Below are 19,395 nucleotides of genomic sequence, written 5' to 3' on the forward strand. Positions count from 1 at the left end.
TAAATCTATTGAGGGATAATCGGTGTCAACGAATTTCGAGTGACTTTCATTTTCTGCTGTTTTTGCATGGAGTGAGTTCTGAAACATCATCTATTATCTGCCAAATTTTAATTAGAAATGAGTGAACAGTGCTTGAACACATTTGAAAATAGCCATAAAGAGAATTGGCTGCGGAATATCATTCTCTTTTTAAGCAGCCAGACCATCTCCCTTTTCGGATCTTCTCTAGTTCAATATGCGATGATGTGGCATATCACCTTAACGACGGAATCTGGCATGATGATGACGCTGTATATTATTTGCGGCTTTATCCCAACCTTTATTTTGTCTCCTGTGGCCGGTGTGTGGGCCGACCGCTACAGCAGAAAAATGCTGATCATGATATCGGATGGGATGATTGCGCTGGCTACATTGATTCTGGCGATCCTCTTTTTCATGGGTTTCGATTCCATTTGGCTTCTCTTTGTCATGGCGGCAATCCGCGCTTTTGGAACGGGTGTGCAAACACCGGCTGTCGGAGCGATTTTGCCGCAAATTGTTCCAAAGGATAAACTGACCAAAGTGAATGGAATCAATGGGAGCATCCAGGCGATTATCATGTTCGTCTCTCCTATTGTCAGTGCAGCTCTGCTTGCGATGGCCTCGCTTGAAATAATTTTCTTTATTGATGTGATTACGGCAGCGATTGCGATTTTCACTTTGCTTGCCTTTTTGAAAATCCCAGTGCATGAGAAGGCAAAGGGAGAGCAATCTGCCAGTTATTTTAGCGATTTTAAACAAGGTCTGCGCTATGTGAATCATCATGCCTTTCTAAAGAAATTTTTCCTTTTCTTTGCGATCTTTTTTGTGCTGATGGCTCCGGCTGCGTTCTTGACGCCGCTGCAGGTAACCCGGAATTTCGGCGGCGATGTCTGGAGGCTTACTGTGATCGAAATTGCCTTTTCTGTAGGTATGATGGCAGGCGGCGGTATAATTGCTTCCTGGGGCGGTTTTTCAAATAAAGTAAAAACAATGGCCTTGGCCAGTATGATTATGGGAGTCTGTACCCTTGCGCTCGGACTTGTGCCTGCCTTTTGGGTTTATTTAGCCTTCATGGCCTTTTTCGGGGTGGCTATGCCTATTTTCAATACGCCGACGACTGTATTATTGCAGGAAAAAGTAGACGAATCCTATTTAGGCAGAGTCTTTGGCGTGATGGGAATGATTTCGACTTCAATGATGCCGGTTGGCATGCTGATATTTGGTCCGGCTGCTGATTTTATCCCGATTGAATGGCTTTTGATCGGAACCGGCATTTTGATGATTCTATTGACCGTTTTCTTAGCAAGGGACCATGCACTGATCGAAGCTGGTAAACCTGCTTTGAATGAATCATAAACATATTGAAAGATCCCTGTCTGGAAGCCAGGGATCTTTTGCTTTAGTTTTTTTATGTCATGTGTCATTGTGAATTTTTGTCCTCTTATAAAGAAGAATGACTGAATCATGCATACCTCGTAAAGATGTTGGGGTATATAAATAGTAATCTGATTTAGGAGGTCGAGTATGAAAGGCGTAACGTATCAAGGAATGAAGGATATTCAAGTTAAAGAGGTGCCTGATGCTAAGCTTCAGGAAAAAGATGATATCATCGTAAGAATTACTTCAACTGCGATTTGCGGATCGGATTTGCATATTTACCAAGGGGCGCTGCCGGCAAGCAAGGACTATGTCATCGGTCACGAGCCGATGGGAATTGTAGAAGAGGTCGGCCCTGAGGTAACGAAGGTGAAAAAAGGTGATCGGGTCGTTATTCCTTTTAATATTTCCTGCGGTGAATGTTTCTATTGCCAGCATGACATGGAGAGCCAGTGCGATAACTCAAATCGAAATGAAGCCCTTGATACGGGCGGTTATTTTGGCTTTACTGAACGGTACGGAAATTATCCAGGGGGACAGGCTGAATATTTGAGGGTTCCATATGGAAACTTTATGCCGTTTGTGATTCCGGAATCAGCAGAGGTGGAGGACGAAGCCGTTCTTTTCATGTCTGATGTACTGCCGACTGCCTATTGGAGCGTGGAAAACGCCGGCGTTAAAAAGGGAGATACGGTCGTTGTGCTTGGCTCAGGACCGATTGGACTGATGGCACAGAAGTTTGCCTGGATGAAAGGGGCAAAGCGGGTCATTGCCGTTGATAATCTTCCTTACAGGATGGAACGGGCGAAGAAAATGAACCAGGTCGAATTAATCAATTTTGATGAGCATCACGATACAGGCGGGTATATCAGAGAAATTACCGGCGGCGGAGCAGACGTTGTTATCGATTGCGTCGGAATGGACGGCAAGAAGTCGGTAGCGGAAAATATTCAGCAAAAGCTGAAGCTGCAGGGCGGTACATTGAGTGCTGTTGAAATCGGCCTGAATGCAGTCCGTAAATTCGGAACCATCCAATTAACAGGTGTTTATGGTTCAAAATATAACATGTTCCCGCTCGGCAATTTATTTGAACGAAACATTAATGTGAAAATGGGACAGGCCCCTGTTATTCATTATATGCCGAAATTATTCGAGATGATCACTTCAGGTGAAATCGACCCTACAGAGATTGTGTCTCATAAAATGAGATTGGATCAGGCAGCCATGGCTTATCAGCTATTCAATGATCATGAAGATGAGTGCGTAAAGGTCGTCTTAAAACCATAAATAAGCATAATAAAAAAAGCTGGCGGAGAAATTCTATTCTCCGCCTCTTTTGCGGAATGAATCTGGTCTATGCAGTTTCTGGAGTAAGAAGATTTCGGCAAATTATTATATAATAGACAAGGAGATTAGGAGGGGTATACATATGGTATTTCAAACAGAAGAAGAAGCCGTGCAGGGAATAAAAGAGCGTTATCAGCCAGTTAAATATGACTTGACGGTTGCGATAGTAGATAAAAGGTTTGAAGAAGTGAAGGCAGAAGCGGAAATTAGGGTCGTACCGGTCCCGGCCAAAGGAATTCTTGAAATTCTTATCGAAGAATTGGAGTCTGACCATATTTATGCACCGGATAATGGAAGCATTTATGACAGCTTTGGCATTGACGAAAGCATTCAAATCTATGATGAGGTGCTGGAAACAATTCCGCTGGCACAGATGGTTGGAAATGATGCCGCTTTGACTAACATGGATGGACGCCTTTCTGAGGAATCCCTAAAGGGACATTTGGAAAAGGCACTGAATGCATATAGATTTACCGATATGAGCGGTAAATACCGATTTAATAAAAGATGCTCCATTAAAGAAATGAAAGCAAAGGATTGAGAACAACTGATAGCAGAAGGACGAACACCACTCAATTCCGCAGGCTTCCTCTGTGCCTTAAGGAAGCATCAATGATTAATCTATAGAGGATAAGAAAAAATCTAATTTCTCCTAGAGAAGTTAGATTTTTTTATGCCCTGTACATGGAAGCAGGGAGTGATTCTTCAGAAGCTTGTGACACTGTCAAATGGTACAGATTTTCCATTAATGTGAACCAGAATGTTTTTGTGCTCTGGGCCTGCTGTTAATTTATACACATGCTGTTTCATGTTTTCCTGAAGCTCTGATTCATCTAATTTGAGGATGAGTGTTTCCCTTTGTGTTTCAATGTCTGCTGCAACCATTCCTTTTGAATGGAAATTAATATAAGAGCTATTACTGCCATCAGTGAGTAGCTGAAGTGTTAGGTTTGGATTCATCTTATTTTGGATGTCGGAAAGAATGGTCTCTATTTCGCTGAGACTTAAAGCGGAAGAACTGCAGGACGCCAAAATGAAAAGCGTCAACAACAGAGGGGTCAGTCTTTTTTTCACTGTTTCTTCCTCTTCTCTTTATGAATGAATGGCGGAGATTTTTTACGGGTAAATGGCTGAGGCTGTCTTTCTTTAACTATACTGCCTTATTAGTTGGAAAGATACATCTGGTTTATGAAGATGCAAACCGGCCGTGAATAAAGCCTTTGCCTGCTTGGATGTGAGTGGTCGGTGATTGAACTGGTTTACAGGAAAATCTATTTTTCGCTATTTTTCTCTGCCATTCTGGTTTATTATTAGAATAGTTAGAAAAGAATTGCAGGGGAGAGAAGGACAGCCATGATTAAAGCAGTGTTTTTTGATTTGGACGATACACTCCTATGGGATCAGAAAAGTGTTCAGGCTGCTTTTGAAGCAACGTGCAAAGCAGCAGCTGAGAAATATGACATTGATCCGCAAAAGCTGGAGGAAGCAGTTAGAAAAGAAGCAAGGGAGCTGTATGCTTCTTATGAAACCTATCCTTTTACACAAATGATAGGGATTAATCCTTTTGAAGGGCTTTGGGGAAATTTCCTGGATGACCATGATGATTTCCGAAAGATGGCGGGCATTGTTCCGGCCTATCGGAAAGATGCGTGGACAAGAGGGCTGAAAGCAATCGGAATCGATGATGAGAGACTTGGTGCGGAGCTGGCTGAGCGTTTTCCTGAGGAAAGAAGGAAGAGCCCGTTCATCTATGAGGAATCCTTTAAGGTATTAGATGAACTGAAAGGGAAATATAAACTGCTTTTATTGACAAATGGTTCCCCGGATTTACAAAATACGAAGCTTGAGATTACACCTGAGTTGGTTCCTTATTTCGATCATATTGTCATTTCAGGAGCTTTTGGACGGGGGAAACCGGACCCGGCCATATTCCATCATGCCTTGGAACGGATGGAGGTCCGTGCGGATGAAGCGATCATGGTAGGCGATAATCTAATGACTGATATACTGGGTGCTTCCAGGGCAGGCATTCCTTCAGTATGGCTGAATCGCCATGATAAAGAAAGAAATGAAGTCATTCCAGATTACGAAATCACTCATCTGGAAGAGCTTTATCCTATTCTTGAAAAATTAAAGTAAGCAGACGGCCGTACTTCGGGAGTTGGGGTGCGGCGGCTGAAGGTTTATACATGATTAGGCGAATTCCGAAAGGGTGACACAGGATGTCGAATGTTGCGAAATTCAAGGCTTTTTTACAGAGAGAAAAAATTGGCATGTCTGAGAAGAAGGATGAAGACGGAACAACATTTTTTCGTGCGGAACAAAAATTGAAGGATGGCTGGAAAGTACTGTTGGTCATTGCTTTCAATCCGGATGAATCAGTTGCGGATCTGTTTTGTTTCAATGTCGCAGAAATGAAAAATCCGGATAAACAAGCAGATGTCCATCACTTGCTAAATGAGTTTAATATTCAATTCCGTTATTCGAAGTGCTATGAAGAAAATGGAATCATCTCGCTGCGTTACTCGTATTCGCTGGAAGGAGAATTTCTGCCTGATCTCGCATTCAGAAAACTGATTATGCTTCTTGAAACGGCAAACGAAATCTACCCCCGGTTGATGGATACTATCTGGTCATAAAAAAGTTCTCTTTTTGAGAGCTTTTTTATCATCATTCCTCCGGGTCTGAATATAATAGGATAACGAAAAAAGGCAAGCTCCTCTAAAGGAAAAAACGGATGAAATACGTATTTAAAGAAAAAATTAAAAATATGTAAAAAAACTATTGCATAGTTAGCGAAATTCCCCTATAATTAATTTTGTTGATTCGATGATTCGACAGCGTTCTACAGCATATGCGGGTGTAGTTTAGTGGTAAAACCTCAGCCTTCCAAGCTGATGATGAGGGTTCGATTCCCTTCACCCGCTCCATACATACGTTCATAACGCAGAATTTCGTTACCACGAGAACGAAGTTTTGCGTTTTTTAATTTTTTTATTAGCGAGCAGAAGAACTAATAGCATCCCATAATTTGCAGTCCATTTCGAATAGGAAATGGACTGTTTTTGTATGTTCTAGAATCAATATGCCGCTCAGCTTTTTGCTTAGAATGATATAATACGTTTTAATCGTTTACTTATTAGCTTGTTAGGAGGGAGAAGCGATGAATGAAGCTTCACAGCGATATTGGGATGAATTTTGGGCGTCACAGGGCAAAGTAAAACCAAAAAAAGTTAGTGCCTGGCAATTTGGAGCTGAACCAGATGAATTGGCTCAATTGGTCATAAACGGTGTGAAAACCGCCACTTGTTCAGGGCTGGTATTTTATGAAATTGAACAGGAACCGCTGCCTGCTGTGGATGATTATAGCGTGATCTTAACTGGCAGTAATGAGCCGGCCGCTATTATTAAAACAGCAGAGGTAACAATCATGCCGATGAATGAGGTTCCAGAGGAATTTGCAGCGGCGGAAGGCGAAGGGGACAGAACCTATCAATATTGGAAAGAAGTTCATGAGGAATTTTTTTCCAAAGTGTTAAGGGAGGCAGGGCTGGAATTTTCAGAAGGTATGATGCTGGTATGCGAACGCTTTGAATTAGTTGATGTAAAAAGCAAGTGATGAAGCAGGTGCTGTCATGATAAAAAGCATGAATGATGTAGAGGGATTAAAAGAAATGTTTGTACATGTGGAAAAAGAAAATAAAATCGGCAAAGCGTTTTACAAGGCGAAAGGATTCAAAACGGTCTCGGAATTTGAAGAAGATTTTGATGGCCATATCCTTCAGACTGTGAGAATGGTATTGAAAGTGTAAAGTTCGTTTAGACAATACAGAAAAATATTAATCTATATCCAAAAATAAAGAGGTTCAAATCCTTTGTGATTTGAACCTCTCAGATTGTCGACAAAAGGCCTTCAGAATGGTCTCATTCTGAAGGCCTTTTGTCTTTTTGAGATTTTCTTAGGTATTTTATGGTCTGATTTTAAGCAAAATGCTCTTCGAGTATTCTATTTTAGACCATAGCCGAAGCTTGCCATGTCCAATTGGCAAGCTTCTTTAAATTCATAGCAGCAAAAGTAAGCATCGCCTGCATGGACAATTTTTTAATCCCTCGAAGGGTTGTCCATCGCATACCATGCTTTTCTTTCGCATCCGCAAAGACACGTTCAATCGTTTCTTTGCGTCTTGCATATATTTGTTTGATATCGTTTTGATGACGAAGATGATCTGCTTCCTCCACATACTGCGCCCAAATATGACGTTCAATCATTTTTCTGTGCTCCTTACTATTTGTACATTGAGCGAGTAAAGGACAATTGGCACATTGAACTGGGTTCGACTTGTATTGGCGTTTGCCTTCTTTGGTGGTAGTTGAATATTTTAGAACCTGTCCTTCCGGACATAGGTAGCAATCATAGTACTCGTCATATACATAATCGTGCTTGCGTAAAAACCCATCTTTCGTTTTGGGTCTTGTATAAGGAAGTACTGGTTGAATCTCATGTTCAAATAAGAATTTAGTAATCGCAGGAGTTTTATAAGCAGCATCGGCAGCAACAGCAAGTGGCTTCTTCACTTTTTCCATAACCTTTTCAACAAGTGGCTGAAGCATATGATTATCATGAACATTTCCAGGTGTCACAACAGCCCCAAGTATAAACCCATACCGGTCCGCAGCCGCATGGAATGAATAAGCAAACTGTTTCGTTCTTTCGTCTTTTACATAATAGCCACTTTCAGGATCTGTTGTACTCTCTTTAATCTCCTTAACTTCTTCTTTTTCAAATTTATCTGGTGGGAATGGTTTCTTCCCATGATCAACTCGATCCTGATTCAATTCTTCTTGAAGTTTAGCTTCATATGCCCGAGTCTCTTTACGAACTATCTTCTTTTCGAATTTACGTTTATTCGCACTTGCTTTAACATGTGTTGAATCGATGAAGACATGGTCAGCACTTAGTAGTCCTTTATCTGCAATTTCTTTAAGAATTCGATAGAAAATCTGTTCGAAGATATCCGTATCTTGGAAACGACGTTCATAATTTTTACCGAAGGTAGAAAAGTGCGGTACTTCTGAATGAAATCCAAACCCTAAAAACCAACGATACGCCATATTTGTTTCAATTTCTCTTATTGTTTGACGCATTGAACGAATTCCAAATACATATTGAACAAATGTCATTTTAATTAATACGACTGGATCAACACTAGGTCGACCAAGTGTTGAATACAGTGATTCAACTAGTGGATAGATGAAAGAAAAATCAATCGCTGATTCAAGCTTTCTGACCAAGTGATCCTGTGGTACAAGTTGCTCTATTGTAATCATTTCCATTTGATCACGTTCACTTATTTGATTTTTTGTCATCATATCCATTCACCTCAGACATTTATTTAGAAAGGAGTTGATTGTAGTGCAGGCGGCGACTCCTGCGGGAAAAGCGTGAAGGCCGATACCCCGCAGGAGCAAAGCGACGAGGAGGATTGGGCCACGCCCGCGGAAAGCGTCCGCCGAAACGAAAATCAACTAACACTATTTCAAAAACTATTACTATTATTTTAAAAGAAAAAAGACTGTAGGCAAACTCGAATTTCGAGTTTGTCTACAGTCTGAGAGGTTCAAATCCTTTGTGATTTGAACCTCTTATCATTAATTCATTTTATATTTTTCAAGGAAACGGTCTACACGGCCGCCTTTTTCAGCAAATTTCTGTTTTCCTGTGTAAAAAGGATGGGTATCAGAGCTCACTTCTACTTTAATGAGCGGATAGGTGCTGCCGTCTTCCCATTCAATGGTTTCAGACGTCTTCTTAGTGGATCCTGCAAGGAAGCGATACCCGCTGTTGGTGTCCATGAATACGACTTTACGATAATCTGGATGAATATTTTCTTTCAAAACAATCACCTCTTCAATAGGATACCTTTATATTAAACGTAATCATTACGATTTGCAACTAATATGCTTGTAAAACGTTAAGGAAGAGATGCCCTTTGCCGGACTGAATGGAACATATCAGTCCGGCAAAGGTTTCTTTAGTCAGCGGATAAAATGGTATATGAACCTTCTCCGCCGTGAACTTGAATAAACATCTCCATCAAAGACTTCGTCATCTTGCCTGCTTCCTCTGCAGAAGAGGATGGCTGAAGGTAGATAATCTGAATCGCATCCTTCGTCTCTTCTGTCACCTTTGTCCGTTCAGAATCCACAAAGGGGCTTCCGAATGGGCCGGTGGTATCTGCGGATATAATCATGTTTTCCAGGTTATTGATTCTTCCGTTTAAGCCTGAATATTCCTCATCTTTTTCACCGATTTTCAGTGTGAGAGGTCCATTAAGCTTGTTTATATCGTAAATCCCGATGGGCACTTCATACAGCAGGGAGAAAAAGTTAGAAAGGTCAATAGCCGAATGGATGGGCGTTATGTAATTTTGCTTTTTAACCCTGCGGAATAGGGCTTCAGATGATGGTCTGTAGCGGGACGGGTCGGTTCCGGCCATTTTAAAAATATTCCGCCACTCGCGAATCCCGGTGAAATCGCTGATCGGCTTTTCCTGAAGATCAAAGAAAAGTGCTTCCTGAAACAGCTGAAGCCTTCCTTTCACCATTTGCGGTGATGGACCGACTTCAATATGGTTATATGTAATGATTCCTGCTTTAAAGGCGGGAACAGCATTTCGTAAGTTTTCTGATAACGAGATTTCCAAGCGTTTCACCTCCAAAAATGTTTGAAAATAGTTTATCATAGATAGCAATGGTTTGAAATGCAGAACAGCTTCTGCCAGAAATGATGCAGGAAGAAGGTGAATACATTGGACATACATGCATTGAAGCAAGAAGTGATTTTATATAGTAAGAAAATTGGGATTGATAAAATCGGGTTTGCCGAAGCAACGCCCTTTGATGAATTGCGAAACAGGCTGATCAGGCAGCAGGAACTTGGCTATCAGTCGGGTTTTGAAGAGCCGGATATCGAAAAAAGAGTCCGGCCTGAATTGATTTTTGAAAAACCAAGATCGATTATTTCAATTGCGCTTGCCTATCCGGCCAAGATGAAAAACGCGCCCCAAAGCAAAAGAGGAGAACGTCGGGGGATTTTTGCGAGAGCATCCTGGGGAACGGATTACCATACAGTGCTCCGCAATAAGCTGACACTGCTTGAAGCATTCATTAAGGAAAAGGCGCCGGAAGCTTTGATGAAATCGATGGTGGATACAGGAGAATTATCTGATCGGGCAGTGGCCGAACGGGCCGGGATCGGCTGGAGCGGAAAGAATTCGCTGATTATCACACCGGAATTCGGTTCCTATGTGTATTTGGGGGATATGATCACGAATCTTCCGTTTGAGCCTGATGCTCCGATCGAAGACCAGTGCGGTTCATGCAATAAATGTGTGGATGGCTGTCCGACGGGTGCGCTCGTACAGGGGGGGCAGCTTAATTCCCAGCGCTGTATTGCTTTTTTGACGCAGACAAAGGGATTTTTGCCGGATGAATTCCGCAGTAAAATCGGAAACCGAATCTATGGCTGCGACACATGCCAAACGATTTGCCCGAAAAACAAAGGCATCGATTTTCACCTGCATGAGGAGATGGAGCCTGATCCGGAAATCGCCAAGCCGCTCTTGAAGCCGCTGCTGACGATTTCTAATCGGGAGTTCAAGGAGAAATACGGCCGTGTTTCTGGATCGTGGAGAGGAAAGAAACCGATTCAGCGCAATGCGATTCTTGCCCTCGCCCATTTCAAAGATGAGACGGCCCTGCCGGAACTGATCCAGGTAATGAAAGAGGATCCAAGACCCGTGATCAGAGGAACGGCAGCTTGGGCTGTCGGAAAAATCGGCCGGGAATCGGCAGCGAATACTCTGAAAGAAGCGATGAAACAGGAAACGGAAGAAGAAGTGTTAGAAGAAATGAGAAAAGGACTTGCCTTTACTCAAGTAAGCAATGAACTCAGCTGAATCAATCAGCTGAGTTTTTTTGTGCCGTTGCACAAGTCCCTTGTCATATATATAACCATAAAGCCGCAGGTGAAAGGGGATTTGGAATGAAGAAAAAGCTGCAGGCTGTTCTGCAGGAAAGGGTGGACAGCTGTTTTTCCAGCCGCACAGTCAGTGAAGATGATAAGGTAAAAAGGAAGAAGCTTCTCCTGCACAACAGGCAGGCTGAACTCTTGAGAATACAGGCAGCCGGCAAGGTATATGAAAAGAAAGAGATCGGGGAGAGGACATTCATCCGCTATCAGGTGCACGTGCAATATTTTTTTCAGCAAGGTCAGGAATTTTTTATTGAAGAGGAAGCGGAGGAGCGCGAAGCCATTTTCTTGAATGGCAAACTGATCAGTGATGCAGAATTAGAGGCTGTACCGAATGAAGAAAGCATACCCGATACTTATCTGTCTCCAGTTAGACTGAAATATGAATACGATCGTATGAAGGCTGTCCAATATGCTGAACGCTGGTGGAATGATTTTAATCCGGCCTATCACAAATTCGAGGATGACTGTACCAATTTTATTTCGCAGTCTCTTCATGCAGGAGGGATTCCGATGTGGGGCTCTCCTAATCGCTCAAAAGGATGGTGGATGTCAGGGGAAAGCTGGAGCTACAGCTGGACAACGGCCCATGGACTGTATCGCCTGCTGGCCTCGAACAGCGGAATCCGGACACAGGAAGTGCAATCGGCGGGGGAATTGATGCTTGGAGATATTATTTGTATCGATTTTGAAGGAGACGGCCGTTTTGATCATTCCTTGATCGTCACGGCAAAGGATGCGAACGGGATGCCGCTCGTCAACGCCCACACAACGAACAGCAGGCACCGCTACTGGACCTATGAAGATTCGTCGCGCTACAGTGAAAATATTGTCTATCGGTTCTTCAGGATTCTGGATGGAAGCTGATTCGTAATGCTGAGAGGAGAAATGGTATAATAGGAGGGAAGTTTAAACCAGAGGTGAAAGTACATTGGCTATTCATGTAGTATTATATCAGCCGCAGATTCCATCCAATACCGGAAATATTGCAAGGACCTGCGCGGGAACCGATACATCCCTGCACTTAATTCGTCCGTTAGGTTTTTCAACCGATGATAAAATGTTAAAGCGGGCGGGCTTAGACTATTGGGAGCATGTAAACATCACGTATTATGATTCCATTGAAGAATTTTTTGAAAAGAATAAAGAGGGCGAGATATACTATGTAACCAAGTTCGGAAAGCAGGCTTATTCTGATGCCGACTTCCGTGACAAGGATAAGGACATTTATTTTATGTTTGGCAGGGAGACAACTGGACTTCCTCCTGAGATTCTCGAGCAGAATCAGGAGTGGTGCCTGCGGATGCCGATGACAGATAAAATCCGCTCTTTGAATTTATCGAATACGGCTGCCATTCTAATTTATGAAGCATTAAGACAGCAGGATTTCAGAAATTTAGATATGATACAAAAAGGATGATTTTTTTCATCCTTTTTGACCATATTGCCAAAGGAGTGAAAGTATGAACCAGGTCATCGAGAAAATATTGGACCACCGTTCAATCCGTTCATTTGAAGACAAGCTGCTGAGCGGGGAACAAATCCGTACCATTGTAGAATGTGCACAGGCTGCCGCTACGTCCAGCTATATTCAGGCGTATTCCATCATCGGTGTAACCGATAAAGAGAAAAAAGCAAAGCTTGCAGAATTGGCCGGACCGCAGTCCTATGTAGAAAATAACGGACATCTGTTCATTTTCTGTGCCGATTTGCACCGCTTGGAAGTTTCGGGTGAGATGGAAGAGAAGAATGTTACAGAATCCATTGAAAGCACGGAAAAATTTATGGTTGCCTGTATTGATGCTGCGCTTGCTGCCCAAAACGCTGCCCTTGCTGCAGAATCAATGGATCTTGGTATCTGCTACATAGGCGGAATCCGCAATAATCTGGAGGAAGTTTCTAAAATTTTGAATATCCCAAGCAGGGTCGTACCATTGTTCGCTTTGGTTGTCGGGTATCCGAAAAACAGATCTTCGAAAAAGCCCAGACTTCCACTGGAAAATGTCTATCACGAAAATGGCTATCAAACCGATGATGACTTATTTAAAAAGCAGCTGGAAGAATATAATGAAACTATTTCAGCGTATTATAACGAGCGGACAAAAGGGAAACGGAAGGACCGCTGGACCGAACAGATGGTAGGCATGCTCAGTCAGAAAAGCCGTCTATATATGAAGGATTATGTAGAAGGTCAAGGATTGAAAAAAAGATAAATATAGAAAAAAGAAAGGGCGCTTCCGGTTTGGGAGCGCCTTTTGCTTTACTTTTTAACCCCTGGCTTGTCTTCATATCCTGCGGTAAAGATGGCTGTTATAAACGTGATGGCAACTGCGATAATGATAATGGTGCCTGACCCCATAAAAAACACCCTCCTTAAGGAATTTCTTTTTAATATGTAAAGTATACCCTAATTACTGGAAAGTGTGAACGCGAAACAATGAAACAATTTTCTGAGAGAAATTAAAAAAAGGCTTTCATCAAAATGGCTTGAGGTATGCCGCCAACAGTCCCGTTTGCTAGTTAAAGCATCTGTAAAAATACAAGCTCTTTTGATTCTGGACACATGTTTGTCAGACTTGCTGCATAAGTTTAAGTATTCTCTGAAAGTCACAGGGGGAGGACCTTAAATGAATATACTAAAGAAGATCGAAAAATTTAGAGAAGATGAACAGAAGCTGTATTGGGAAGGCACTTTTGCAGAGTATTTGGAAATTATAAAAGAAAAACCGCTCGTTGCCCAGTCTGCCCATTCAAGAGTATACAACATGATTAAGGATGCAGGAATCGAAGAGATTAATGGTGAAAAACATTACAACTTTTTCAGTGGACAGCTTTTCGGCCTTGAAGAATCATTAGAAAGGCTGATAGAAGAGTATTTTCACCCTGCTGCCAAACGGCTGGATGTCCGTAAACGGATTTTGCTTTTAATGGGGCCGGTATCAGGCGGGAAATCCACACTCGTCTCTCTTTTAAAAAGAGGTCTTGAAAACTATTCATTAAAGGATTCAGGAGCCATCTATGCCATCAAAGGATGCCCGATGCATGAAGATCCTCTCCATCTGATCCCGCAGCATTTGCGTGACGATTTTTACGACGAATATGGAATAAGGATTGAGGGAAACCTTTCTCCGCTTAATCTCATGAGATTGGAAAAAGAATACGGAAACCGAATTGAAGATGTTATAGTGGAACGGATTTTCCTTTCAGAGGATAAACGTGTCGGAATCGGGACGTTCAGTCCATCTGATCCGAAGTCGCAGGATATTGCGGATTTAACAGGAAGCATTGATTTCTCGACCATTGCCGAATATGGTTCAGAATCAGATCCGCGTGCCTATAGATTTGACGGAGAGCTGAATAAGGCTAACCGGGGAATGATGGAGTTCCAAGAAATGCTAAAATGTGATGAGAAGTTTTTATGGCATTTGCTTTCACTGACACAGGAAGGGAATTTTAAAGCGGGCCGATTTGCTTTAATTTCGGCAGATGAGCTGATTGTCGCTCACACGAATGAAACCGAATATAAATCTTTCATCTCTAATAAAAAGAACGAAGCGCTTCATTCACGGATTATCGTCATGCCGATTCCTTACAACTTGAAGGTGTCGGAAGAAGAAAAAATTTATGAAAAGATGATCCGTGAGAGTGATGTATCCAATGTTCATATTGCCCCGCATACACTTAAGGTGGCGGCGATGTTCAGTATTCTTACAAGGCTGATGGAACCGAAGAAGGGCGACATTGACTTAGTGAAAAAGATGCGTCTGTATGACGGGGAAAGTGTAGAAGGCTTTAATTCAGCGGATATTAATGAAATGAAGAAAGAGCATCAGGATGAGGGGATGAGCGGTATTGATCCGCGTTATGTTATCAACCGCATCTCATCTACTATCATCAGAAAAGAAAATCCTTCTATCAATGCACTGGATGTGCTTCGTTCGTTAAAAGAAGGACTGGATCAGCATCCGTCGATTACAAGTGAAATGAAAGAAAGATATTTGAACTTCATTTCGCTGGCACGGAAGGAATATGATGCTATTGCCAAGAAAGAAGTCCAAAAGGCATTTGTGTATTCATACGAAGAGTCTGCCAAAACATTGATGGATAATTATCTGGATAATGTGGAAGCGTACTGCAATAAATCAAGGCTCCGTGATCCATTGACCGGTGAGGAAATTTCTCCGGATGAAAAGCTGATGCGCTCGATTGAAGAACAGATCGGCATCTCGGAAAATGCGAAAAAAGCATTCAGAGAGGAAATTCTGATTAGAATCTCGGCATACGCCAGAAAAGGAAAACGGTTTGATTACAATTCGCATGACCGCCTGAGAGAAGCCATCCAGAAAAAGCTGTTTGCTGATCTGAAGGATGTTGTAAAAATCACCACTTCAACGAAAACACCGGATGAAAGACAGCTGAAAAAGATTAATGATGTCATTGCCAGACTGGTGGAAGAGCACGGATACAACTCGACATCAGCCAATGAACTATTAAGATATGTCGGCAGCCTGTTAAATCGATAATACTTAAACCCCCTGCCTATGCAGGGGGTTAGCTGCTGTATGGGCCAAAAAGAAGGAGTACTCTAAAAGATGCAGGAAATCAGGAACGGATAACATTCAGCCCGTATTCTTCAATTACATTAATAATTCTGCCTTGAGACAGAACTGCCTCACTGTAATCAATCTTGACTTCTCCATCATCTACATCTACTATTGCCCGTTGGATCCCTTCTATTTCAAGAAGAATCATTTGCAAGTTCTGAATGGGTCCTTCTGAGGTCGCTTCTTTTACATAAAAAGTCGCCGTTTTCATCTGCAACACTCCTATTCATAACAGTATCAAGTTTCTTAATGCTTCTATATATATACCCCGCCGTCTAAGAAATATGTATGGTTTTGCTGTCGAAACATCTGGGTATATCGAAGGAAGAGGTGATAACATGTTGCATTCAAATGGGAAGAAGGATGAAACACCTGAGAACAGCTCAATGGCCAAAGATCTGAAGGAAATGAAGGATCTGGGCAAACAAATGGAGCATCTTCGGACGAACGAAGAACTGAAAGAATGGAATAAGCGGCCTGGAACGGTCCAGCATGAGGAAACCGAAATAAAAAAGCAGGAATGAAGCCTTTCATGACAGAGAGGCTTTTTTTATGCTGTTTTGTTAAGAACACTCCGCACGTTTCTCTTCCATGCCCCGTATGATTAACCACGGGGCTGCAATGATTTCATACTAAAAGAAACGGCCAATAAGAATTCTGTTTGAAATAGGCAATCTGCGCTTGTCCCCATTCAGCCCATAATCAAAATTTTAGTAAATTATTCGTTGTCCCTGCATAGGATAGAGTAATACTATTCAATTTGACAAGGGTACTAGGCAGAGGCCCGGATTTTTTATTCTCTTTTTAAGGAAAAATCGTGAGGGGCTTCTTTTGGGGCGTGACTTTTCACACTAACATAGCTTATGAAGGAATGATGAAAAAGGTGCAAACAATTTTTAGGGGGGAAGTATATGACGGAAGAGAATAATCATCAATTTGTAGTATCTGAGGAAGATTGGTCCCTCCATCGAAAAGGGTATGATGATCAGCAAAGACACCAGGAAAAAGTGCAGGAGGCCATTAAGAATAACCTTCCTGACCTTATATCGGAAGAGAGCATCATCATGTCAAATGGGCGTGACGTTGTCAAGATCCCGATCCGTTCTCTTGATGAATATAAAATTCGATATAATTATGATAAAAATAAACATGTAGGGCAGGGAGACGGAGAAAGTAAAGTGGGGGATGTCATTGCCCGTGACGGCAGTCCTTCCGATAGCAAAGGGCCGGGAAAAGGACAGGGAGCCGGAGATCAGGCCGGTGAGGATTACTATGAAGCAGAGGTTTCTTTGATGGAGCTGGAGGAAGCCTTATTCAGCCAGCTGGAGCTTCCGAATCTGAAACAAAAAGAACAGGCCGAAAATACGTTAGAGGATATAGTATTTAATGATATCCGCAAAACCGGTCTGATGGGGAATATCGATAAAAAGAAAACGATGATTTCAGCATTTAAACGAAATGCACTTAGCGGAGATCCTGGTTTTCATCCGATTTATAAGGAAGACTTCAAGTTCAAAACATGGAATGAAATTCAGAAACCGGATTCAAAAGCCGTTGTATTGGCCATGATGGATACTTCCGGCTCTATGGGACTGTGGGAAAAATATATGGCGCGCAGCTTCTTTTTCTGGATGAATCGTTTTCTGCGCACGAAATATGAAACGGTTGAAATCGAATTTATCGCACATCATACAGAAGCAAAAGTCGTGCCGGAAGAGGATTTTTTCTCTAAAGGAGAGAGCGGGGGAACCATTTGTTCATCCGTCTATCGAAAAGCACTCGAACTGATTGAATATAAGTACGATCCCGCTAAATACAACATCTATCCATTTCACTTCTCCGACGGGGATAATCTTACCTCCGATAATGCGCGCTGTGTAAAATTGGTAGAAAAATTAATGCAGGTATCGAATATTTTTGGATATGGAGAAGTCAATCAGTACAATCGCCATTCCACCTTAATGACGGCTTATAAGAATATTGATAATGAAAAATTCCGCTATTATATCCTGAAGCAGAAAGCAGATGTATTCCATGCAATGAAAAGCTTTTTTCAAAATGAGGAAACCAAGAAGTACGCATAAACATCTTTTGGCGGGAGATAGACAAAAATAAAAAATCAAATTTCTCATAGAGAGAGATTTGATTTTTTTGTGTGCGCCCGGCATGGGTGCAGTCTATAGGGTGAGAGTCCCGAACCATGAAGGCAGTAGTAATGGTTAGCTTAACGCAAGGGTGTCTGTGGTGACGCAGAATCTGAAGGAAGCGAGCGGCAAACCTCCGGTCTGAGGAACACGAACTTCATATAAGGCTAGGTACCATTGGATGAGTTTGCACAACAAAACGAAGTCCTTACTGCCGAAGGTGGTACAGAGTAAATGAAGCAGATAGATGGAGGGAAAGACTGTACTCTTACCCGGGGAGGTCTGATTGGAACGCCAAGTTCCCTTGGTAACCTATCCAGCGATGGACAGCTGAACAATCAGAAGTCAGCCGAGGTCATAGTACCATTCCAACTCGAGATGGAATGGGAAGGACTGAACTATTAGGAAGAACGAGAACTAGGCATATAATTCCTGTATAGAAGCAGACAATCCGAAAGGACTTACTTGAAGGAGGAAGTGGTGAATTCCACAGGGGACTTCATGAGGGTGGAGCAGGAATAACATAATTAGATTTCTACGTTCACGTCGAAAGGAAATATCACATGTTAATGGATCTGATTCTGTCACGGGAAAACTTAATAGAAGCACTTAAACGTGTGGAGAAGAACAAAGGGAGTCACGGCATAGATGGAATGTCCGTAAAATCCCTACGAAGACATCTCTATGAGAACTGGGAAACTCTTTGTGATTCATTAAGGGAAGGTACCTATCAACCTAACCCAGTCCGTCGAGTCGAAATCCCGAAACCGAACGGTGGAGTAAGATTACTAGGAATACCTACCGTGACAGACCGGTTCATTCAACAGGCTATCGCCCAAGTTCTAACCCCACTTCTTGACCCAACCTTCTCAGAACATAGTTATGGGTTTAGACCAAATAGAAGAGGTCATGATGCGGTTCGTAAAGCAAGGGAATATATAAGTGAAGGTTATAGATGGGTGATTGACATGGACTTGGAGAAATTCTTTGATAGAGTCAATCATGATAAGTTAATGGGGATATTAGCAAGTAGAATCCAAGACCGGCTGGTCTTGAAACTTATACGGAAATATCTCCAAGCAGGAATTATGATGAATGGTGTAGTCTATGATGCAGAAGAAGGAACACCACAAGGAGGTCCACTGAGCCCCCTTCTTTCGAATATCCTTTTGGATAAACTTGATAAAGAGTTAGAAAGGAGAGGTCACAAGTTTGTCCGCTACGCCGATGATTGTAATATTTACATGAAATCGAAGAAAGCTGGAGAACGAGTGATGAACTCAATTACATGCTTTATTGAGCAGAAATTAAAGCTCAAAGTAAATAGAGAAAAGTCAGCAGTTGATCGCCCGTGGAAACGAAAGTTTCTTGGCTTTAGCTTTACGGTCAATAAGAAACCGAAGGTTCGAATAGCCAATGAAAGTATTAAAAGGTTTAAGGCTAAAATACGGGAGTTAACCTCCCGTTCTAAACAAATTCCTATGGAAGTTAGAATCGAGAAACTAAATCAATATCTAACGGGATGGTGTGGATATTTTGCATTGGCTGATACACCAAGTAAATTTAAAGAATTTGATGAGTGGATTAGACGGAGACTCCGTATGCTTGAATGGAAACAATGGAAGAAACCGAGGACAAGAGTAAGAAAACTCAAAGGTCTAGGTGTCCCTGACCAAAAGGCATATGAATGGGGAAACTCCAGAAAGAAATATTGGAGAATAGCCTGTAGTCCAATCTTACACAAAACCCTCAATAACTTGTATTGGAGTCACCGAGGGTTGAAAAGTTTATATAATCGATATGAATTTCTGCGTCAAACTTAATGGAACCGCCGTATACCGAACGGTACGTACGGTGGTGTGAGAGGTCG

21 protein-coding genes and 1 tRNA gene are annotated in these 19,395 nt (G+C 42.1%); 17 read left to right on the forward strand and 5 right to left on the reverse strand.

Going from position 1 to position 19,395, the window contains the following annotated elements; all coding sequences use genetic code 11:
* The first annotated feature begins 132 nt into the window (after positions 1 to 132).
* The 3 genes from BQ4305_RS16600 (at position 133) to BQ4305_RS16610 (ending at position 3,286) form a co-directional block, all read left to right on the forward strand.
* On the forward strand, positions 133 to 1,377 hold the full coding sequence (locus BQ4305_RS16600) for an MFS transporter (protein WP_110928876.1): 1,245 nt from the start codon (positions 133 to 135) through the stop codon (positions 1,375 to 1,377).
* Positions 1,378 to 1,545: 168 nt separating this feature from the next.
* Positions 1,546 to 2,685 (forward strand): zinc-dependent alcohol dehydrogenase, encoded by a 1,140-nt coding sequence (locus BQ4305_RS16605; protein ID WP_110928877.1) that lies wholly within the window; start codon positions 1,546 to 1,548, stop codon positions 2,683 to 2,685.
* Positions 2,686 to 2,827: 142 nt separating this feature from the next.
* Complete coding sequence (locus tag BQ4305_RS16610; protein ID WP_110928878.1) at positions 2,828 to 3,286, forward strand: hypothetical protein; 459 nt, start codon at positions 2,828 to 2,830, stop codon at positions 3,284 to 3,286.
* Between the two features lie 164 nt (positions 3,287 to 3,450).
* On the opposite strand, the gene BQ4305_RS16615 is transcribed toward BQ4305_RS16610, so the two are convergent.
* Entirely contained in the window at positions 3,451 to 3,819 is a 369-nt protein-coding gene (locus BQ4305_RS16615; protein ID WP_110928879.1) for a hypothetical protein, read from the reverse strand.
* A gap of 279 nt (positions 3,820 to 4,098) precedes the next feature.
* Here BQ4305_RS16615 and BQ4305_RS16620 point away from each other — a divergent pair, with 279 nt between their 5' ends.
* The 5 genes from BQ4305_RS16620 to BQ4305_RS21610 all read left to right on the forward strand — a co-directional run bounded on the left by BQ4305_RS16620 (position 4,099) and on the right by BQ4305_RS21610 (position 6,557).
* On the forward strand, positions 4,099 to 4,884 hold the full coding sequence (locus BQ4305_RS16620) for an HAD family hydrolase (RefSeq protein ID WP_110928880.1): 786 nt from the start codon (positions 4,099 to 4,101) through the stop codon (positions 4,882 to 4,884).
* A gap of 83 nt (positions 4,885 to 4,967) precedes the next feature.
* The gene (locus BQ4305_RS16625) at positions 4,968 to 5,384 is read left to right on the forward strand and encodes a YbjN domain-containing protein (RefSeq protein ID WP_110928881.1); all 417 of its coding nucleotides are present in this window, start codon (positions 4,968 to 4,970) and stop codon (positions 5,382 to 5,384) included.
* Positions 5,385 to 5,601: 217 nt separating this feature from the next.
* Positions 5,602 to 5,675 (forward strand) — tRNA-Gly (locus BQ4305_RS16630).
* Positions 5,676 to 5,908: 233 nt separating this feature from the next.
* A complete protein-coding gene (locus tag BQ4305_RS16635) occupies positions 5,909 to 6,364 on the forward strand; it encodes an ASCH domain-containing protein (protein WP_110928882.1) in 456 nt (151 codons plus the stop codon).
* A 16-nt stretch (positions 6,365 to 6,380) separates the two neighbouring features.
* Positions 6,381 to 6,557 carry an N-acetyltransferase gene (locus BQ4305_RS21610; RefSeq protein WP_199880735.1) on the forward strand — a complete coding sequence of 59 codons (177 nt, stop codon included), beginning with the start codon at positions 6,381 to 6,383 and terminating at the stop codon, positions 6,555 to 6,557.
* Positions 6,558 to 6,756: 199 nt separating this feature from the next.
* On the opposite strand, the gene BQ4305_RS16640 is transcribed toward BQ4305_RS21610, so the two are convergent.
* The 3 genes from BQ4305_RS16640 to BQ4305_RS16650 all read right to left on the reverse strand — a co-directional run bounded on the left by BQ4305_RS16640 (position 6,757) and on the right by BQ4305_RS16650 (position 9,449).
* Positions 6,757 to 8,115, reverse strand: a complete 1,359-nt coding sequence (locus tag BQ4305_RS16640) for an IS1182 family transposase (RefSeq protein ID WP_110928883.1) — start codon at positions 8,113 to 8,115, stop codon at positions 6,757 to 6,759.
* Positions 8,116 to 8,394: 279 nt separating this feature from the next.
* Entirely contained in the window at positions 8,395 to 8,640 is a 246-nt protein-coding gene (locus tag BQ4305_RS16645; protein ID WP_110928884.1) for a type B 50S ribosomal protein L31, read from the reverse strand.
* Positions 8,641 to 8,777: 137 nt separating this feature from the next.
* Complete coding sequence (locus BQ4305_RS16650) at positions 8,778 to 9,449, reverse strand: B3/B4 domain-containing protein (RefSeq protein WP_110928885.1); 672 nt, start codon at positions 9,447 to 9,449, stop codon at positions 8,778 to 8,780.
* Between the two features lie 105 nt (positions 9,450 to 9,554).
* Between BQ4305_RS16650 and queG the strand changes: the two genes are divergently transcribed.
* From queG to BQ4305_RS16675, 5 genes are all read left to right on the forward strand, one after another.
* Positions 9,555 to 10,703 carry a tRNA epoxyqueuosine(34) reductase QueG gene (gene queG, locus BQ4305_RS16655; protein ID WP_110928886.1) on the forward strand — a complete coding sequence of 383 codons (1,149 nt, stop codon included), beginning with the start codon at positions 9,555 to 9,557 and terminating at the stop codon, positions 10,701 to 10,703.
* A gap of 86 nt (positions 10,704 to 10,789) precedes the next feature.
* A complete protein-coding gene (locus BQ4305_RS16660) occupies positions 10,790 to 11,644 on the forward strand; it encodes an amidase domain-containing protein (RefSeq protein ID WP_110928887.1) in 855 nt (284 codons plus the stop codon).
* A 64-nt stretch (positions 11,645 to 11,708) separates the two neighbouring features.
* Positions 11,709 to 12,197 carry a tRNA (uridine(34)/cytosine(34)/5-carboxymethylaminomethyluridine(34)-2'-O)-methyltransferase TrmL gene (trmL, locus tag BQ4305_RS16665; protein ID WP_110928888.1) on the forward strand — a complete coding sequence of 163 codons (489 nt, stop codon included), beginning with the start codon at positions 11,709 to 11,711 and terminating at the stop codon, positions 12,195 to 12,197.
* A gap of 43 nt (positions 12,198 to 12,240) precedes the next feature.
* Positions 12,241 to 12,990 (forward strand): oxygen-insensitive NADPH nitroreductase, encoded by a 750-nt coding sequence (nfsA, locus tag BQ4305_RS16670; RefSeq protein WP_110928889.1) that lies wholly within the window; start codon positions 12,241 to 12,243, stop codon positions 12,988 to 12,990.
* 414 nt (positions 12,991 to 13,404) lie between these two features.
* Positions 13,405 to 15,300 carry a PrkA family serine protein kinase gene (locus BQ4305_RS16675; protein ID WP_110928890.1) on the forward strand — a complete coding sequence of 632 codons (1,896 nt, stop codon included), beginning with the start codon at positions 13,405 to 13,407 and terminating at the stop codon, positions 15,298 to 15,300.
* A 79-nt stretch (positions 15,301 to 15,379) separates the two neighbouring features.
* Here BQ4305_RS16675 and BQ4305_RS16680 read toward each other — a convergent pair whose 3' ends face one another.
* Positions 15,380 to 15,592 (reverse strand): heavy-metal-associated domain-containing protein, encoded by a 213-nt coding sequence (locus BQ4305_RS16680; RefSeq protein ID WP_110928891.1) that lies wholly within the window; start codon positions 15,590 to 15,592, stop codon positions 15,380 to 15,382.
* A 127-nt stretch (positions 15,593 to 15,719) separates the two neighbouring features.
* Here BQ4305_RS16680 and BQ4305_RS16685 point away from each other — a divergent pair, with 127 nt between their 5' ends.
* The 4 genes from BQ4305_RS16685 to ltrA all read left to right on the forward strand — a co-directional run bounded on the left by BQ4305_RS16685 (position 15,720) and on the right by ltrA (position 19,348).
* A complete protein-coding gene (locus BQ4305_RS16685; protein WP_110928892.1) occupies positions 15,720 to 15,905 on the forward strand; it encodes a hypothetical protein in 186 nt (61 codons plus the stop codon).
* A 387-nt stretch (positions 15,906 to 16,292) separates the two neighbouring features.
* Positions 16,293 to 17,465: a sporulation protein YhbH gene (gene yhbH / locus BQ4305_RS16690; protein ID WP_110928893.1), complete on the forward strand. Its 1,173-nt coding sequence runs from the start codon at positions 16,293 to 16,295 to the stop codon at positions 17,463 to 17,465.
* A gap of 294 nt (positions 17,466 to 17,759) precedes the next feature.
* A complete protein-coding gene (locus tag BQ4305_RS21615; RefSeq protein ID WP_199880500.1) occupies positions 17,760 to 17,930 on the forward strand; it encodes a hypothetical protein in 171 nt (56 codons plus the stop codon).
* A gap of 158 nt (positions 17,931 to 18,088) precedes the next feature.
* Positions 18,089 to 19,348, forward strand: coding sequence for a group II intron reverse transcriptase/maturase (gene ltrA, locus BQ4305_RS16700; RefSeq protein ID WP_110926134.1), 1,260 nt, complete (start codon positions 18,089 to 18,091; stop codon positions 19,346 to 19,348).
* The last annotated feature ends 47 nt before the right edge of the window (positions 19,349 to 19,395 follow it).

The sequence above is a fragment of the Bacillus massiliglaciei genome, from assembly GCF_900098925.1.
Taxonomy (GTDB): domain Bacteria; phylum Bacillota; class Bacilli; order Bacillales; family DSM-1321; genus Peribacillus; species Peribacillus massiliglaciei.

Coding starts and splice junctions, on each gene's coding strand:
- BQ4305_RS16605 (WP_110928877.1), top strand. CDS start 1,546: ATGAAAGGCGTAACGTATCAAGGAATGAAGGATATTCAAGTTAAAGAG.
- BQ4305_RS16610 (WP_110928878.1), top strand. CDS start 2,828: ATGGTATTTCAAACAGAAGAAGAAGCCGTGCAGGGAATAAAAGAGCGT.
- BQ4305_RS16620 (WP_110928880.1), top strand. CDS start 4,099: ATGATTAAAGCAGTGTTTTTTGATTTGGACGATACACTCCTATGGGAT.
- BQ4305_RS16625 (WP_110928881.1), top strand. CDS start 4,968: ATGTCGAATGTTGCGAAATTCAAGGCTTTTTTACAGAGAGAAAAAATT.
- BQ4305_RS16635 (WP_110928882.1), top strand. CDS start 5,909: ATGAATGAAGCTTCACAGCGATATTGGGATGAATTTTGGGCGTCACAG.
- BQ4305_RS21610 (WP_199880735.1), top strand. CDS start 6,381: ATGATAAAAAGCATGAATGATGTAGAGGGATTAAAAGAAATGTTTGTA.
- BQ4305_RS16640 (WP_110928883.1), bottom strand. CDS start 8,115: ATGATGACAAAAAATCAAATAAGTGAACGTGATCAAATGGAAATGATT.
- BQ4305_RS16660 (WP_110928887.1), top strand. CDS start 10,790: ATGAAGAAAAAGCTGCAGGCTGTTCTGCAGGAAAGGGTGGACAGCTGT.
- nfsA (WP_110928889.1), top strand. CDS start 12,241: ATGAACCAGGTCATCGAGAAAATATTGGACCACCGTTCAATCCGTTCA.
- BQ4305_RS16675 (WP_110928890.1), top strand. CDS start 13,405: ATGAATATACTAAAGAAGATCGAAAAATTTAGAGAAGATGAACAGAAG.
- BQ4305_RS16680 (WP_110928891.1), bottom strand. CDS start 15,592: ATGAAAACGGCGACTTTTTATGTAAAAGAAGCGACCTCAGAAGGACCC.
- BQ4305_RS16685 (WP_110928892.1), top strand. CDS start 15,720: ATGTTGCATTCAAATGGGAAGAAGGATGAAACACCTGAGAACAGCTCA.
- yhbH (WP_110928893.1), top strand. CDS start 16,293: ATGACGGAAGAGAATAATCATCAATTTGTAGTATCTGAGGAAGATTGG.
- BQ4305_RS21615 (WP_199880500.1), top strand. CDS start 17,760: ATGAAGCAGATAGATGGAGGGAAAGACTGTACTCTTACCCGGGGAGGT.
- ltrA (WP_110926134.1), top strand. CDS start 18,089: ATGTTAATGGATCTGATTCTGTCACGGGAAAACTTAATAGAAGCACTT.